Source organism: Pseudomonas paraversuta, from assembly GCF_904067025.1.
Classification (GTDB): Bacteria; Pseudomonadota; Gammaproteobacteria; order Pseudomonadales; family Pseudomonadaceae; genus Aquipseudomonas; species Aquipseudomonas paraversuta.
This window is the reverse complement of the sequence record NZ_CAJFDA010000001.1, coordinates 121,235-137,308: the sequence shown is the minus strand read 5'-3', so window position 1 is coordinate 137,308 and position 16,074 is coordinate 121,235. Positions and strand designations below refer to the sequence as shown.

16 protein-coding genes are annotated in these 16,074 nt (G+C 60.2%); 7 read left to right on the top strand and 9 right to left on the bottom strand.

Features of this window, described 5'->3' with window-relative positions; translation table 11 throughout:
* The first annotated feature begins 73 nt into the window (after nt 1-73).
* Entirely contained in the window at nt 74-826 is a 753-nt protein-coding gene (locus JQ848_RS00640) for a hypothetical protein (RefSeq protein ID WP_202210178.1), read from the top strand.
* A 28-nt stretch (nt 827-854) separates the two neighbouring features.
* On the opposite strand, the gene bipL is transcribed toward JQ848_RS00640, so the two are convergent.
* Complete coding sequence (gene bipL, locus JQ848_RS00635; protein ID WP_202210177.1) at nt 855-1,796, bottom strand: phospholipase BipL; 942 nt, start codon at nt 1,794-1,796, stop codon at nt 855-857.
* Nucleotides 1,797-1,905: 109 nt separating this feature from the next.
* Between bipL and JQ848_RS00630 the strand changes: the two genes are divergently transcribed.
* Complete coding sequence (locus JQ848_RS00630) at nt 1,906-2,490, top strand: DUF6436 domain-containing protein (RefSeq protein ID WP_161719190.1); 585 nt, start codon at nt 1,906-1,908, stop codon at nt 2,488-2,490.
* A 37-nt stretch (nt 2,491-2,527) separates the two neighbouring features.
* Nucleotides 2,528-4,912, top strand: coding sequence for a penicillin acylase family protein (locus JQ848_RS00625; protein WP_202210176.1), 2,385 nt, complete (start codon nt 2,528-2,530; stop codon nt 4,910-4,912).
* A 51-nt stretch (nt 4,913-4,963) separates the two neighbouring features.
* Here JQ848_RS00625 and ubiA read toward each other — a convergent pair whose 3' ends face one another.
* Both ubiA and JQ848_RS00615 read right to left on the bottom strand, forming a co-directional pair.
* A complete protein-coding gene (gene ubiA, locus JQ848_RS00620; protein WP_003437737.1) occupies nt 4,964-5,854 on the bottom strand; it encodes a 4-hydroxybenzoate octaprenyltransferase in 891 nt (296 codons plus the stop codon).
* Nucleotides 5,855-6,418, bottom strand: coding sequence for a chorismate--pyruvate lyase family protein (locus JQ848_RS00615; protein ID WP_127196648.1), 564 nt, complete (start codon nt 6,416-6,418; stop codon nt 5,855-5,857). It abuts the gene before it with no gap.
* 200 nt (nt 6,419-6,618) lie between these two features.
* Here JQ848_RS00615 and JQ848_RS00610 point away from each other — a divergent pair, with 200 nt between their 5' ends.
* The 4 genes from JQ848_RS00610 (at nt 6,619) to JQ848_RS00595 (ending at nt 9,029) form a co-directional block, all read left to right on the top strand.
* Nucleotides 6,619-6,786, top strand: coding sequence for a rubredoxin (locus tag JQ848_RS00610; protein ID WP_003437744.1), 168 nt, complete (start codon nt 6,619-6,621; stop codon nt 6,784-6,786).
* A 41-nt stretch (nt 6,787-6,827) separates the two neighbouring features.
* Nucleotides 6,828-7,976, top strand: a complete 1,149-nt coding sequence (locus JQ848_RS00605; RefSeq protein WP_003437746.1) for an NAD(P)/FAD-dependent oxidoreductase — start codon at nt 6,828-6,830, stop codon at nt 7,974-7,976.
* A gap of 188 nt (nt 7,977-8,164) precedes the next feature.
* Nucleotides 8,165-8,440 carry an HU family DNA-binding protein gene (locus tag JQ848_RS00600; RefSeq protein ID WP_003437750.1) on the top strand — a complete coding sequence of 92 codons (276 nt, stop codon included), beginning with the start codon at nt 8,165-8,167 and terminating at the stop codon, nt 8,438-8,440.
* A 208-nt stretch (nt 8,441-8,648) separates the two neighbouring features.
* Entirely contained in the window at nt 8,649-9,029 is a 381-nt protein-coding gene (locus JQ848_RS00595) for a hypothetical protein (protein WP_003437753.1), read from the top strand.
* An 89-nt stretch (nt 9,030-9,118) separates the two neighbouring features.
* On the opposite strand, the gene JQ848_RS00590 is transcribed toward JQ848_RS00595, so the two are convergent.
* From JQ848_RS00590 to exbB, 6 genes are all read right to left on the bottom strand, one after another.
* Nucleotides 9,119-10,528 (bottom strand): aminoacyl-tRNA deacylase and HDOD domain-containing protein, encoded by a 1,410-nt coding sequence (locus JQ848_RS00590; RefSeq protein ID WP_003437756.1) that lies wholly within the window; start codon nt 10,526-10,528, stop codon nt 9,119-9,121.
* 69 nt (nt 10,529-10,597) lie between these two features.
* The gene (gene recG / locus JQ848_RS00585) at nt 10,598-12,673 is read right to left on the bottom strand and encodes an ATP-dependent DNA helicase RecG (protein WP_003437759.1); all 2,076 of its coding nucleotides are present in this window, start codon (nt 12,671-12,673) and stop codon (nt 10,598-10,600) included.
* An 8-nt stretch (nt 12,674-12,681) separates the two neighbouring features.
* Nucleotides 12,682-13,602, bottom strand: a complete 921-nt coding sequence (locus JQ848_RS00580) for a hydrogen peroxide-inducible genes activator (RefSeq protein ID WP_003437762.1) — start codon at nt 13,600-13,602, stop codon at nt 12,682-12,684.
* A gap of 224 nt (nt 13,603-13,826) precedes the next feature.
* Complete coding sequence (locus JQ848_RS00575) at nt 13,827-14,573, bottom strand: TonB family protein (protein WP_202210175.1); 747 nt, start codon at nt 14,571-14,573, stop codon at nt 13,827-13,829.
* Nucleotides 14,570-14,995 carry a TonB system transport protein ExbD gene (gene exbD / locus JQ848_RS00570; protein WP_202210174.1) on the bottom strand — a complete coding sequence of 142 codons (426 nt, stop codon included), beginning with the start codon at nt 14,993-14,995 and terminating at the stop codon, nt 14,570-14,572. Before exbD ends, JQ848_RS00575 begins: the two co-directional genes overlap by 4 nt.
* Before the next feature lie 6 nt (nt 14,996-15,001).
* A complete protein-coding gene (gene exbB / locus JQ848_RS00565) occupies nt 15,002-15,973 on the bottom strand; it encodes a tonB-system energizer ExbB (RefSeq protein WP_202210173.1) in 972 nt (323 codons plus the stop codon).
* Between the last annotated feature and the right edge of the window lie 101 nt (nt 15,974-16,074).

Genomic DNA, 16,074 nt, shown 5'->3' with positions numbered 1-16,074 from the left:
CTTGGAACGAGCGAATTCTCGACAAGTCCTACGCCGCACCCGGACAATAGCGCCCTGCAGACAGGAGTCCCTCATGCGCCGCTTGTTTTTACTATTGATGATGTTTTGCACGTTACCCGCATGGGCAGATAACCTCGATGATCTGTTTACGACTGCCGGGTGGCCAGAACAGCGCGCGCATTTTGTTGATGCCCTTACTGCCGCCCAGGAGCGCTATCGCAATAACTTGCCGCCGGCGGTTTATCAGGCCCTAGTCAATAATAGCAGCCTGCGCTTTGCCCCCGAAGCAATGGACCGGCGCGCCAAAGAGCAGATGCGTAACCACCTGCCAGACCCTGTTCCCGCACTGACCTTTTTCCAGTCGCCGCTGGGCCGCCAGATTGTGGCTGCTGAACTGCTGGCCACCCGCCGCGATCAGTTGGCCAAACACGCCCAAGGCTTGCCGCGCATCGAGGCCAGCGCCACCCGTCAACTGCTGATCAACCACTTGTCGCGGGCGCTGCCAGCCCGTGAAGCCGGCGCGGAAGTCACTCTGGCGATTGCCGGGATTGCAGCAGACAGTTTGAGTTCGATGATCCCGGGGTTGCTCGGAGGCGGTCAGGCCCAAGGCATGTTGAATGGCCAGCGCCAGCGCTTGATGGAGCAACTTGCCGGTGAACTGGATAACACGTTGCTCTACGTGTATCGCGACCTGTCTGATCCGGAACTGGAAGAGTTCGTCACCTTTGCAGAGTCGTCTGCCGGGAAAGCCTATTATCAGGCGGCACTGGCAGCTATTCGCGCCGGGCTGGCCGTGGGCCAAAGCACGTCAAGCCTGTCGCAATAACCAACGTCCCGTAGGAGCAAGCTCGCGTCTACAGATGTTGATCCAGAAACGCGAAATAACGCTCACGAATCTCGGAAGTTTCATTCGCCAGATGGTGCCGGGCCTCTGGCAGCAACAACACCTGAGGCTGATCGAATTTCGTTTTCAGCACCTCAAGGTTATGCCGCCAATCAACGGTTTTGTCCGCTTCGCCCTGAATCACCAAGGGCCGCCGGGAGCAGGCTGGCGCACTTTCAATACGCGGAATCCAGCGCGCCAGCGCACCGACCCAGGCCGTCGGCAGACGCACCGGCTGCAACGGATCGGCCTGCAGGAACGGCAAGAAGTCGGGATCGTTGGAGTTCTCGCTGAAACGTCGGGCAATGCCTTTGACGAAGGCTCTGAGCAGGTAATAGCTGAACTTCGACCAATTCCAGTCCTTGGGCCTGATCAACGGTGACAGCAGAATCACCTGCCCTTGTGCCGGGCTTTGATCACCCTGACGCAGCACATGATCAAGCACAATCGCGCCACCGGTACTTTGCCCGCACAGGTGCCAGGGTTGCGGCAAAGCCAGTGACTGGGCCTCGATAAACAAACCTTGCAGCACCGCCTGGTACTGCGCGAAATCATCAATGCTGGCCCGCTCGCCACTGGAAAGCCCATGCCCCGGCAAGTCGCAGGCAATGACCACGAATCCGTGATCCAGGCCCCACTCAATCACGTGCCGATACAGCCCCATATGATCGTAAAAACCATGGATGACGAATAGCGTCGCCACCGGGGCGGACGCTGGCCACCAGACCTGACTGACCAGCTCGTAGCCGCCGGCACTGAAGCGCCCCAATTGCCGGCGCACCGGCACCTTGCGCTGCGCAAAATCCAGCCCGTAGAACTGCTGATACGCCAGCCCCTCGCGCGATAATGGCTGGCCATCGTGCAAAGGCTGCAAGCTGGCGCGCAAGGAATCGGGGGCAAACGGGGCAGGCATAAGAATTTCCAGACGGGGCGCACGTGCGCAAAACAGGCTTTATAGACCGACGATATTCATCTGTCCGTTCAAGCATGGCAAGCTACGCGGCCTTCGAGGACCTTTTTGCATGCCTGTGCCCACCTTAAAAACCCTGCTTGCCTGCCTGCTGGTGCTGATATGTGCAGCGGGGTTGTGGACGGCCTACGACTGGTTCCAGGGCCGCTATATTCGCGCCTTCAGCGACCAGACCGCACTGTTCGCCGGAGATATCCTGAGTCTGCCCGCCGAGCTGTCAGGCCCGGGGCCCATCCGCGTGGTGCATTTCTGGGACCCGGCCTGCCCGTGCAATGTCGGTAACCAACAACACCTCAGCGAATTGCTGGCGCATTACGTGCCGCTGGGCGTCGCGTTCTACTCCGTGCAAAAGCCCGGCACCCATGGCCAGTTACCCGCCACCCTGGGCGCAATAAAGCCCTTGGCCAGCCTGCCCGGCGCCGAGCATCTGAGCGCCAGCCCGGCCGTGGCTATCTGGGACCGCAGCGGCCAACTGGCCTACTTTGGCCCCTACAGCGAAGGTGCCACCTGCAACGCCAGCAACAGCTTTATCGAACCCGTCCTGCAGGCCCTGAACGAAGGCCGCCCGGTAAATGCCACCCACACCATGGCCGTGGGCTGCTATTGCCCGTGGCAGAATGACCGCGCTTCCCCCTAAGGCGCTTCGGTGCGAACCAATTACAAGGAGTTGCACCATGAAACGCAGCCTGACCCTGGCCGCCCTCGTTATTGCCGTCATCGCGGGCGGTGGCGTCTGGTATGTGCAAAGCAAGCTGCCCACCCGCCAGGGCCAGGTAGCGCTGGACGGGCTGCAGGGGCCGGTCGCGGTACGGTATGACGAGCGCGGGGTGCCGCATATCCGCGCAGCTAACCAGACGGATATGTACCGCGCCCTTGGCTATGTACAGGCGCAGGACCGCCTGTTTCAAATGGAGATAATGCGTCGCCTGGCGCGGGGGGAACTGGCCGAGGTACTCGGCCCCAAGCTGATCGATACCGACAAACTGTTCCGCAGCCTGCGCATTCGCGAACGTGCCGCCAGCTATGTCGCCGAACTGGACTATCAGTCACCTTCGTGGCTGGCCCTGCAAGCCTATCTGGACGGGATCAACCAGTACCAGGCCAGCCACGCCAGACCGGTGGAGTTTGACCTGCTGGGCATCACCCCGCGGCCATTCACCGCCGAAGACACGATCAGCGTCGCCGGCTATATGGCTTACAGCTTTGCAGTCGCCTTTCGTACGGAGCCATTGCTGACTTACGTACGTGACCAGTTAGGCAGCAACTACCTGAAAGTCTTCGACCTGGACTGGCAACCCCGGGGCGTGCTGAGCCCGGCACTGTCGAGCAACGACTGGAAAAACCTCGGTTCCCTCGCCCGGCTGAGCGATCAGGCCTTGAATCAGGCCGGCCTGCCACAGTTCGAAGGCAGCAATGCCTGGGTCGTGTCGGGCAAACGTACCCAAAGTGGCAAACCGCTACTGGCAGGCGATCCGCATATCCGCTTCTCGGCGCCGGCGGTATGGTACGAAGCGCAGCTCTCGGCGCCCGATTTTGAGCTCTATGGCTACCATCAGGCCCTGGTGCCGTTCGCCTTTCTGGGCAACAACCGCGATTTTGGCTGGAGCCTGACCATGTTCCAGAACGATGATCTGGACCTGATCGCAGAGAAGACCAATCCCGACCACCCGAATCAGGTGTGGTACCACGGCCAGTGGGTCGACATGAGCAGCAGCGAGCAACAGATTGCGGTCAAAGGCCAGGCACCGGTGACCCTCACCCTGCGCCGGTCCCCCCACGGTCCGATCATCAACGATGTACTCGGGTCTGCCGCCGGCAGCACGCCGATTGCAATGTGGTGGGGCTTTCTGGAAACCCGGGACCCGATTCTCGAAGGCTTTTACCAGCTCAACCGCGCCGATACCTTGAGCAAGGCCCGCACGGCCGCCACCTATATTCACGCACCGGGCCTGAACCTGGTGTGGGCAAATGCCAAGGGCGACATCGGCTGGTGGGCGGCGGCGCAATTGCCCAAACGCCCGGCAGGGGTCAATCCCGCGTTCATTCTGGACGGCAGTACCAGCCAGGCAGACAAAGTCGGTTTTTATCCGTTCAGCGCCAACCCCCAGGAAGAGAATCCCGCGCGGGGCTATATCGTATCGGCCAACTTTCAGCCGGTATCGCCTGCCGGCATAGAGATCCCCGGTTACTACAACCTGGCGGACCGCGGCCAGCAACTCAATCGCCAGCTCAGCGAACCCGGCGTGAAATGGAACCTGAAGAACAGCCAGGCGCTGCAACTGGGCACCCGCACCGACTACGGGCAGCGTGTGCTCAAACCGCTGTTGCCAGTGCTGCGTGAAGTAGTCAGCGATCCGGCCGAACGCCAGCTGGTAGAACAACTGGCGCAATGGCAGGGCGATTATCCGCTGGACTCAACGGCCGCCACGCTGTTCAACCAGCTTCTGTTCAGCCTGGCTGACGCAGCGATGAGTGATGAGTTGGGGGATGTTTATTTCGACACCTTGCTCAGCACCCGGGTGATCGACGCCGCCTTGCCACGCCTCGCCGCAAACCCGGATTCGCCGTGGTGGGACAACCGTAATACGGCGCACAAAGAGACCCGGGCCGAGACAGTCAAGGTCGCCTGGCAAACCAGCATTGCGCAGTTGAAAGCCACCATGGGCGACGACCCGGCGCAATGGCGTTGGGGCAAGGCGCACACCTTGACCCATGACCACCCGCTGGGGCGGCAGAAACCGCTGGACTGGCTGTTTAACGTCGGCCCATTCGAGGCCCCCGGCAGCCACGAAGTACCCAACAATCTCAGCGCCAAACTCGGCCCGGCCCCCTGGGCAGTGACCTACGGCCCCTCAACCAGACGTCTGATCGACTTTGCCGAGCCGTACCACAGCCTGACCATCAACCCGCTAGGGCAAAGCGGCGTACCCTTCGACAAACACTACCGCGACCAGGCCCAGCCCTACATTGAAGGCGACTACAGCATCCCGCATATCGACGAGACAGAAATCCAGCTCAACACCCGCAGCGTCTTGCGACTGGTGCCCAAGCAACTGTAGGAGCGAGCTTTTCAATTCGACAGCCAGCTCGCTCCTGCAGGGTCCGTTCAGTCAACCCAATGCGTAATGCAGCACGATGCCCACAAAAATTGCCAAGCCGGCCCAGTGGTTGTGCAGGAAGGCTTTGAAGCAACGTTGCCGGTCGCGGTCGCGGGTATACCAGAACTCCCACACGAAGCACCCGGCCGCGACCAGCAGGCCGAGGTGGAACCAGACGCCAAGCTCGAAGTGCGCGCCCGCCAGCAGCAGACAACCCAGCGCCAGGCCTTGCAGGGTAAGGATGATCACGCGATCAGCATCGCCAAACAGAATGGCCGTGGATTTGACCCCGATTTTCAGGTCGTCTTCACGGTCAGTCATGGCGTAATAGGTGTCGTAGCCCACGGTCCACAGCAGGTTGGCGATATAAAGCAACCATGCCGCGGCAGGCAGGCTGCCAGTTTCAGCGGTGAATGCCATGGGCATGCCCCATGAGAACGCTGCACCCAGCACCACTTGCGGGTAGTAGGTGTAGCGCTTCATGAACGGGTAGCTCGCCGCCAGCGCCAGACCGCCGAATGACAGCCAGATGGTCGGGGCATTGGTGCACAGCACCAGCAGGAAACTTATCCCCATCAGCAGCGCAAAAAACACCAACGCCTCTTTACCGCTGATTTTTCCGCTGACCAACGGCCGCTGCTCTGTACGTTTGACGTGGCCATCGACTTTGCGATCGGCAAAGTCGTTGATTACACAACCGCCGGCACGGGTCAGGATTACGCCGAACACAAAGATCAGCAGGTTGCTCAGCGAAGGCACACCCTTGGCGGCAATCCACAGCGCCCACAGCGTGGGCCAAAGCAGCAGGTAGATGCCGATGGGCTTGTCCATGCGGGTCAGCTGGATGAAGTCCCAGGCGCGAGGGTTCAGGCGATTGAGTGACTTGAGCAGGCGCACGTACATTCAGTTGTTCTCCGGCCGGGCACTCAGGGCGGCCCACAGTTTGGGTAAAAACACCTCGGCCACCAGCACGCTCAACGCTCCGCGTACAAAGCGCGAGCGGCGGCCCCATAGCTGATCTGCCTGATCGGCGGCAGGCAACCAGCCCCGGGGGTAGTGACACACCTGCAAGGCGCCGCGAGCAAAAGCCTGATCACAAAACAGCAGTTCACCCAGAGATCGGGTGCCCAGCTCGTCCATGTTCAGTGCACCATCTTCCAGCGCACTTTTCGCCGCCACGCTGCGGGCAAACACCCACGGCTGTTGATGCCCGTGCAAATACACTTCGCGCACCCAGCCCTGGCTGCCTTCGGGCAGGCTGAGGGCTGCACATTCATCCTGGCGCAAGGCCTGCCAGCCCTCAAAGAGCGGCTGCACACTAAAGGCACCCTCCGAGAGCACAGTCAGACGTCGGGTCAAAGAGCCTTGATCGAACAACCAGTCGAGGGTTTGTTCATCAGGCAATACAGGAAGCTGGTCTTTTTCAAGCCAGACAGGGGAGATCAGCGGGTAAGTTATGTGCGGCACAGTGGGTCATAATTGGCAGCCATTGAGGCCGGCGAGCTTATCACGCGGATCTTTGATTGAGCGGCCGAGGATTATTTGGCAGCGATCGTGCTTGCATCTACCGGTCGTCATCAGTACAAAACGCCCTGAATTGACGAGAGACCTGGCGAATCTGAAAAAGCCTGTGGCCTCGTATTAGCCTGAACTTGAGGAAGAACCCGATGAAAAAGTGGCAATGCATCGTATGTGGACTGATTTATAACGAAGCCGACGGCTGGCCGGATGACGGCATTGCTCCCGGTACGCTGTGGCAAGACGTACCTGAAGACTGGCTGTGCCCGGACTGCGGGGTTGGCAAAATGGATTTCGAGATGATCGAAATCAACTGATCTACCCCCCTCAAAACCTGACTCACCCCATGGAGATTGGAATGAACGCACCTGTCGTGATCGTTGGTACCGGGCTGGCGGGCTATAACCTGGCCCGGGAGTTTCGCAAGCTGGACAGCGAAACCCCGCTGCTGTTGATCACGGCCGATGACGGCCGCTCCTACTCCAAGCCCATGCTGTCCACCGGCTTTGGCAAGAACAAAGAAGCTGACGGCCTGAGCATGGCGATGCCTGGAGCCATGGCACAACAGCTCAATGCCCAGGTGCGTACCCATACCCGCATCAGCGGAATCGACCCGGGCCACAAGCAGCTGTGGATCGGTGAAGAAGCCGTTGCCTATCGCGACCTGATTCTGGCGTGGGGCGCGCAAACGGTGCAGGTGCCGGTGGAAGGGGATGCCCAGGATTCAATCTTCCCGATCAATGACCTCGAAGATTACGCCCGCTTCCGCGCAGCCGCCGCGGGCAAGCGTCGGGTCCTGATTCTGGGCGCAGGCCTGATCGGCTGCGAGTTTGCCAATGACTTGATCGCAGGCGGCTATGAAGTTGATCTGGTCGCACCCTGCGAGCAAGTCATGCCTACCCTGTTGCACCCCGCGGCGGCGGCAGCAGTCCAGGCGGGCCTTGAAAGCCTGGGCGCGCGCCTGCACCTGGGCCCGGTTCTGACCCGCCTGCAGCGCACCGATGACGGACTCCAAGCACATTTGTCAGATGCCAGCGTGATCGACTGCGATGTGGTGGTATCGGCCATTGGCTTGCGTCCGCGCATCGATATGGCGGCTGCCGCCGGGATCCGGGTCAACCGCGGGATCGAGGTGAGCCGTCTGCTCAAAACCTCCCATGACAACATCTATGCCCTGGGCGACTGCGCCGAGGTCGATGGGCTGAGCCTGTTGTATGTGATGCCGCTGATGAGCTGCGCCCGGGCACTGGCACAAACCCTCGCAGGCAATCCCACTGCTGTCAGCTACGGTGCGATGCCGATTACGGTCAAAACCCCGGTTTGCCCGCTGGTGGTGTCACCCGTGCCACGTGGCCATGAAGGGGTCTGGACTGTGGAAGGCCAGGGCGCAGATATCAAAGCCTTGTGCCGCGATGCTGAAGGCAAATTGCTAGGTTATGCACTGACGGGTGAGGCTGTTCGCGAAAAACTGGCGCTGAACAAAGAGCTGCCGGCACTTTTGGCGTAAATACGGTTAACTCTGTCGCATATGACATTGCCTTGCTTTAACAAAGCCGGTGCAGAGGCTGGCGCCGGCCTTGGCCGCGTGCCATTCTCACACCGGTCTGCCGCAGAGTAGAGCCTGCGGCGCCTTGGCGCTGCTCCATAGAGAGCAGCACGGACATAACAACAAAAAACCGTCAAAGAGGCTTCATCATGCGTAAACCAGATCTCGCCAACGCTATCGCCGAAAAGGCTGACCTCACCAAAGAGCAAGCCAACCGCGTACTCAACGCAGTGCTTGAAGAAATCACCCAGGCCCTGCATCGCAAAGACAGCGTGACGCTGGTCGGTTTCGGCACCTTTATTCAGCGCCATCGTGGCGCTCGCACCGGACAGAACCCGCAAACCGGTGAGCCGGTAAAAATCAAGGCCAGCAACACCGTCGCTTTCAAGCCGGGCAAGTTCCTGAAAGACAGCGTCAATCCATAAAGCACTGAGTGGCCGCTGCTCGTAACGGCCTTGAAGAATGGGCAAGCTGGCTCGGCTAGCGGCCCATTCTTGATATCTTCCCACTCAATCGTGCGGCCATAAGTGGCAAAACCCCCACCATCTACGCCAATCCATGCAGATATATGGCGTTCCTCGTTCAAATCGTTACACTGCGCCGGCTATTTAATTTTTCCCCGAGGCCGCGTACATGAAATTTCGTTTTCTGCTCTGGATGCTGGGCTTTTTGATGGGCAAAGCCAGCCGTAAAAACCCTGCTTTTCAGCAGCAACTGGTCGATAAAGACCTGGTTTTCCAGCTGCAAACCCTCGATGGCACAGTGGCCCGTCACTTCAAAGTCAAAGATCAGCGCATCACCAGCCATTCGGGCACGTACCCCGACCCTGCATTTTCCATCAGTTTTAAAGATGCAGCCTACGGCTTCGCCACGCTGCAGGCGAAGAACAAGCAGCTGGCATTCATGACCGGGATTCAGGACAAATCGATTCAGATCAAAGGCAACCCGGCGCTGGTCATCTGGTTCCAGGGCCTGACCAAGTACCTCAAACCGCGCAAAAAGCCCAAGGCCTGATACTTCAACCGTAGAAGCGAGCTTACCTCGCGAGCTGTTTACGCTTGGAAGAGCTCGCGAGCAAGCTCGCTCCTACAGGTAACGGCGGGCTAAGCCCGGCCAAATTGCGCTGCCATTTCGCGAAACAGCACCTCCGCCTCCAACACTTTGCTGACAACGTCTTCAGCCTTTTCGCGGGGGACGCCCAGTCGTTCGAACACGGCGTCGGGAAGTGGCGCACAGGATCCGGTGCCGATTGCCCGGCTACGCAACAACCCCAGTGCCACGCAGACCAGGTTCGGGAAGTGTGCATCAGCGCCACTGAAGTGCGGATCGTGTTGAAAACGCAAAGCCGTCGCCAATTCTGGCGGCATGCCCCAGTACCGCATCACCCAGGCGCCCATTTGCTCGCGGCTGATGCCCAGCAAATGCTGTTCGATGACGCCATGGCTGACGTGCGGGTTGACTTCAAGGTGACGGCAAATCAATGAGAAGTGCGGCGGAAACACATGGGCCAGGAGCAAATAGCCGAAGTTGTGCAACAGCCCGGCCAGGTAGGTGAGGCCGACTTCCGGACGCTGGGCCCGGGGCATGGCCCGGGTCAGCCCTTCGATGACCGCTGCCGTGTAGATCGACTGCTGCCAGTAGGGGACGCTTGATTGCGGATGATCCTTGGGCACACCCAGGCTTTTCCCCAGCGCCAGACTCAGCGCAAGGTTGATCACCAGATCGACCCCCAGCACCCGCATGATGGCGTCTTCAACCGAACGGATTTTACTTTGTGAGGCGTAGTACGACGACGATGCCCAGCTCATGACCTGTGCCGCCAGCGCCGGGTCGGTTTCGACAACACTGGTAATTTCATCGATGGTCACGTTCGGGTCGACCCGCAACCGCATGATTTTGCGCACGCTCTCGGCCAGGGGCGGCAACTCGATGGTGTCTTCCAGCCGTTGCTGGATTCGTCGCGCGGTGAATGCCTGGACCGCCCGGCAGATCGCCGCGCCATCATCGTCGGCATGATCAGGGTTAAGCGTGATGGCACTCACGGACTCGCCAAAACGACCGCCGCTGGCATTGCTCAGCAGAAGCTTGAAGTCTTCCCGGGTCATCTCCAGCCACAAACCGGGCTCCCCCCCGCCGACCAGTAACAGAGGCTGCTGCAGCAATTGCTCTTCATACAGACATGGCGAGCCGATGAGTGCCGGCACGCCCGGCAACAGGCTCAGGTTGTGTCTGCCGAGCATCTGCTCAAGCCGCTCAGGTGCGATAGCCGTCATGCGCCGGCCGGTTAAATCAGCCAGACGATTGAGGTCGAGCAAGTGGCTCTGCGCGAACAGCACCATCAGCACGCCCACCGAGTCCTCGAGCAACACAGCCTGGACCTTGCAGCCCGGGTTGAGCCCGGGGTGGTCGCGGACTTCTCGACAGGTAATGCCCAGATCAGCAAGCAGCCGCCGGATGACCGGCGGTGTGCTTGAAAAGGCTGGAGCGCCGGCGACTTCAGTGAAGATCTGCATTCGATTCCTGCAACTCAAATTTGGTAAGCGTCACTTGATCGGCCGCAAATCTGATTACTGAACGAAATTTCATACCTGGCCATATTGCTGGCCATGCCTGAGCCAGCGGTCCAGCAGTGGACTGACATGGCTCGGCCAGCGTTCAATCAGGGTCAGGGCGGCGTCGCGCACGGCGGGTAACAGGTCGGCATCACGCATCAGGTCAGCCACTTTGAATTGCAGCAGGCCGGTTTGCCGGGTGCCGAGCATTTCGCCGGGACCGCGCAGCTCGAGGTCTTTTTCGGCGATCACAAAACCATCGTTGGTCTCACGCATGATGCCCAGACGCTGGCGCCCGATTTGCGACAGCGGCGGGTGGTACAGCAGCACGCAATGACTGGCGGCGCTGCCCCGGCCTACCCGGCCACGCAACTGGTGAAGCTGGGACAGGCCCAGACGCTCGGGGTTTTCGATGATCATCAGACTGGCATTGGGCACGTCAACGCCTACTTCGATTACCGTGGTGGCGACCAGCAACTGCAATTCGCCAGCCTTGAACTGCGCCATGACTGCGGCCTTTTCTGCAGCCTTCATGCGCCCGTGAATCAGGCCCACGCGCAACTCGCCCAAGGCACTGGAGAGGTCTTCAAAGGTGGTCTCGGCGGCCTGACAGGTCATCTCTTCAGACTCTTCAATCAGGGTGCATACCCAGTAGGCCTGGCGGCCTTCGGCACAGGCTGCACGTACCCGCTCGATCACTTCGATGCGCCGCGTGTCGACCACCAGCACGGTATTGACCGGGGTTCGCCCGGGTGGCAGCTCATCGAGAATCGAAGTGTCGAGGTCGGCGTATGCGCTCATGGCCAGCGTCCGCGGAATCGGCGTGGCCGTCATGATCAACTGGTGCGGACACATCACACCGCCCACCCCTTTGTTGCGCAGGGCCAGACGTTGCTGAACGCCAAACCGGTGTTGCTCATCGATGATCACCAGAGCCAGGTTCTTGAACTGCACCTGATCCTGAAACAAGGCATGGGTGCCAACGACCATGGGCGCGCCATTGGCAATTTGCTCCATCGCACTGGCCCGGGCCTTGCCTTTGAGCTTGCCGGCCAGCCATGCAACTTCAAGACCCAGCGGCTCCAGCCAGCGCTTGAAGTTGATGTAGTGCTGCTCGGCGAGGATTTCCGTCGGCGCCATCAGCGCCACCTGGTAGCCGGCTTCCAGCGCCTGCAAGGCGGCCATCGCAGCGACCACTGTCTTGCCTGCCCCCACATCGCCCTGAATCAGGCGCAGCATGGGTTCAGGCTGACTGAGGTCGTAGGCCACTTCGTTGCCGACTCGCACCTGGGCGCCGGTGGGCGGGAACCCCAGGTTGGCCAGAAACTGCGCGGGCAGTTTTTCGGCTTTGGGCAAAGCGGGCGCCTGCTGGGAGCGCAGGCTCTCGCGCAATCGCTGCTGCGAGAGTTGATGGGTCAGCAGTTCCTCAAACGCCAGACGGTGTTGCGCCCAGTGATGGCCCAACGCGAGCTCTTCGACATCGGCGTCGGCCGGGGGCTGATGCAGATAGCGAATGGCTTGATCCAGCGGGGCCAGCTGGTGCTCCTTGGCCAACTCCGCCGGCAGCCAGTCAGGCAAGCTGCGCGGGCCGAGCAGGGCGAGGCTTTGCTGGCTGAGCTGGCGCAGACGCTGCTGGGTCAGACCTTCGGTTGTAGGATAAATCGGTGTCAGCGTGGTATCGACTGGAGGCGGCTCATCGCCGGTGATGGCACGGTATTCCGGATGGTAGATCTCCAGCCCCGATGCGCCGGGGCGGGCCTCGCCATAGCAGCGCACTTCGGTGCCACGCTTGAGACTTTCTTTTTGTGCATTGCTGAAATGGTAGAACCGCAGGCTCAGGCCCCCGGTGCCATCATTGATCCGTACCAGCAAGCTGCGACGCTTGCCCATGACCACATCAGCGCCGATCACCCGGCCTTCGACCACCGCATCCTGACCGGGGCGCAGGGCGCCGATGGGCACCACGCGAGTCCGGTCCTGATAGCGCAACGGTAAATGGAAGAGCACATCCTGCAGGTTTTCCAGGCCCACCTTGGCCAATTTTTCTGCCATGGCCTCGCCTACGCCCTTGAGCGCGGTGACCGCCACTTTCGACAACTCGGTCATCGGCAGGCTTACTTCGCGGCAGGCGGCTTGGCCACCGAACACAGGCGGATCGAGTCGGCGAGGATTTCAATCGCCTTGGGCCGCGGAAAGCTGGCACGCCAGGCGATGGCGACTGTACGAAAAGGTACCGGCGGAGTCAGCGGACGCACAGCCAATATGCCCGGGGCATAGTGGTGACTGTCGACAGCCGATAATGGCAGGATCGAAATGCCCAGCCCTGAAGCAACCATGTGCCGAATGGTTTCCAGCGAGCTGGACTCGACCGTGGTGTGCTGCGAGCCGTCCTTGCCTTTGGCCAGGGTCGGACAGGCTTCAAGCACCTGGTCGCGGAAGCAGTGTCCTTCGCCCAGCAAGAGCAGGCTCTTGTCGTTGAGCAGACTGGCATCGATGGTCTCTTTCTGCGTCCATGGATGCTCGCTCGGCATCAACACGTAGAACGGCTCGTCGTAGAGCGGCAAGGTCAGCACATCGGCTTCATTGAAGGGCAGAGCAATGATAATCGCGTCCAGTTCGCCGTTGCGCAGCTTGTCCCGCAGTACATGGGTGAAGTTTTCTTCGATGTACAACGGCATTTGCGGGGCGACCCGGTGCAGCTGCGGAATCAGGTGCGGAAACAGGTACGGGCCTACGGTGTAAATGGCGCCTACCTTGAGCGGAGCGGTCAGCTGGTTCTTGCCGGCCTGGGCCAGCTCACGAATGCCCTGGGCCTGCTCCAGTACCTTTTGCGCCTGGGCAACGATGCCTTCGCCCACCGGGGTAAGGCGCACGGCACTTTTGCTGCGCTCGAAAATCAGCACACCGAGTTCGTCTTCCAGTTTTTTCACACCCACCGACAAGGTCGGCTGGCTGACGTGGCAACGTTCAGCCGCGTGGCCGAAGTGTTGTTCTTGGGCGAGCGTAACGATGTAGCGTAATTCTGTAAGCGTCATAGCGGGCGTCCCTGTGGCTGCGAGCCAAGCATAGCGGCTGCAATCGATAGACGCACGTTATCAGACATTAGCCCCGGAGCTACAGTCGCTAATCAATGCAAGGGAGGTTTAATACTGTGCAAACGGGTTTAGCAGCGATGCAGCCGCCCCTGTATTGCGGGCGACTGCACTGTTGCCAGCGCTGGCAAGCCAGCGCCTACAGGACTTTTATCCGGGCCGAGGCTTTATCGCCGACGTTTATCGATGGAATAAACGAAGGGTGCCACGATCTCGATGGTGCCATTGGTCAGCATTTCGGCCGGCGGCTTGGGCAACGGCTGTGCCCGGCGAATCATTTCCAGGGTGGCCCGGTCCAGATCCGCATTGCCTGAACGACCTACCAACTCATAGGACAGCACCTTGCCTTCACCGTCTACCACGAAGCGCAGCCGGTTCAGACCTTCCTTGCCTCGCGACTGAGCAGAAGCCGGGTACTTCTTGTACTTGCCCAGGTGAGCCAGCAATGTGCCTTCCCAACTGGCTTTAGCCGCCAGTTGTTGTGCCGACGGCCCAGGAGCCGGGGCGGCAGACTTCTCGCTCGGCGCCTTGGTCGGTGTGGCGTCGCTAGGTTTCTCTTCTGAAGGCTTCTCTTTAACCGGCTCGGTTTTTTCCACAGGCTTGGGCGGTTGTGGCTTCTGCTTGGGCTTGACCGGTTTCGGGACAGCTATTTTCGGCTTGGGCGCTTCGGCCAGCTTGGGTATCGGCAGCTCTTCCACAGGAGCCGGCGGCTGTGGCGGTGTCACCACTTTCGGCGGCGCAGGCGGTGGCGGTGCTGGCAGCGGTGCCAGATCAACCATCATCGCTTGCGGTGGAAGTTCGACGGCCCGCGGGCTGGACCATTGCATGGCAAGAATGACTGCCACTGCATGGATAGCCAACACCGCGACCAGGCTGATTGCGTAACGCGTCATCTTTTGGCGCGCTATGGTCATTTCTTGGCTGCCGTCTCTAGTCCGACCAGACCCACCTTCAAGTAACCGGCTGCGCGCAATGCATCCATCACGCCCATCAAGTCACCGTAGTCCACGCCTTTATCGGCCTGGAAGAAGATCGTCGTGTCTTTCTTGTTGTGAGTCCTGGCATCCAGGGTCGCACCCAGGGCTTCAACAGTGACCGGCTCTTCACCCAGGTACAGGCGCTGGTCAGCCTTGACGCTGAGGAACACCGGCTTCTCGGGACGAGGCGCCGGTTTGGCGGTGGAAGCTGGCAGGTCAACCTTGATATCCACAGTGGCCAGCGGTGCTGCCACCATGAAGATGATCAGCAGTACCAGCATCACGTCAATAAAAGGCGTGACGTTGATTTCATGGTTCTCGGCGAGATCGTCATCGCCTTCTTTTAAATGCAGGCCCATGGCCGATTACCCCACTTTCACCATGTGCGGTTGCGAGCTGCGCTCGGGCGGCAGGTGATCGAGGTCACGGCTAACCAACAGCAACACTTCTGCCGATGCGTCTGCCACTTGAGCCTTGTAGCCAGTGATAGAGCGGGCGAAGACGTTGTAAATCACTACCGCAGGGATCGCAGCAACCAGGCCCAGTGCAGTGGCCAGCAGGGCCTCGGCAATACCCGGTGCCACAACGGCCAGGTTGGTGGTCTGGGTTTTGGCGATACCGATGAAGCTGTTCATGATCCCCCAAACGGTACCGAACAGACCGACGAACGGTGCGGTGGAACCGATGGTGGCGAGGATGCCGGTGCCGCTGCTCATGTTGCGGCCACAGGCGGCAACCAGACGCTCAAGGCGGAAGCTGACGCGCTCCTTGATGCCTTCTTTTTCGCGGCTATTGGCCGACAGGCGCATTTCTTCCAGTGCGTCCTGCACCAGCAGGTGCGCCAGCGTGCCTTCTTTGGTTGCAGATTCGCTGGCTTCCTTGAGGGTGCGGGCTTTTTTCAGGTTGGCGATTTCAACCCGCAGACGACGCTTGGCGCCCAGGACTTCAAAGCCTTTGGCAATCCAGATGGTCCAGGTGATGATCGAGGCGATAGCCAGGCCGATCATGACGATCTTGACGATGATGTCCGCGTTTTTGTACATGCCCCAAGGAGACAGGTCATGGGCCATGCCCAGCGTGTTGTCTTCTTCAAGAACTTGCGGAGCGTCATCGGCCGGGGCAACAGCGCCTTCAGCCAGCACAGGGTCGGTTGCACCCGGCGCAGCAACTGGGGCCGCAGCCTCAATAGCCGGTTGCGCAGCCGGAGCCGCTGGCTCGTCGGCAAAGACTGCGCCCGGGGCCAGCAAAAGGCTGAACATCAGCGCAGCAAGCCCGCGCCAGAGGCGTGCCGGACTCAAAAACTGGGTTGGCGAAGCGGTGGAATGATTGCGTGTCATGCTAGCCGGACCTGAGAAAAGTAAGAAGGTTATGCCCTGCAACGCGTCTTGAGACCCGGGGCAAATGATGAGTTATTATTGCAAGTAATTCTTGTTAACAA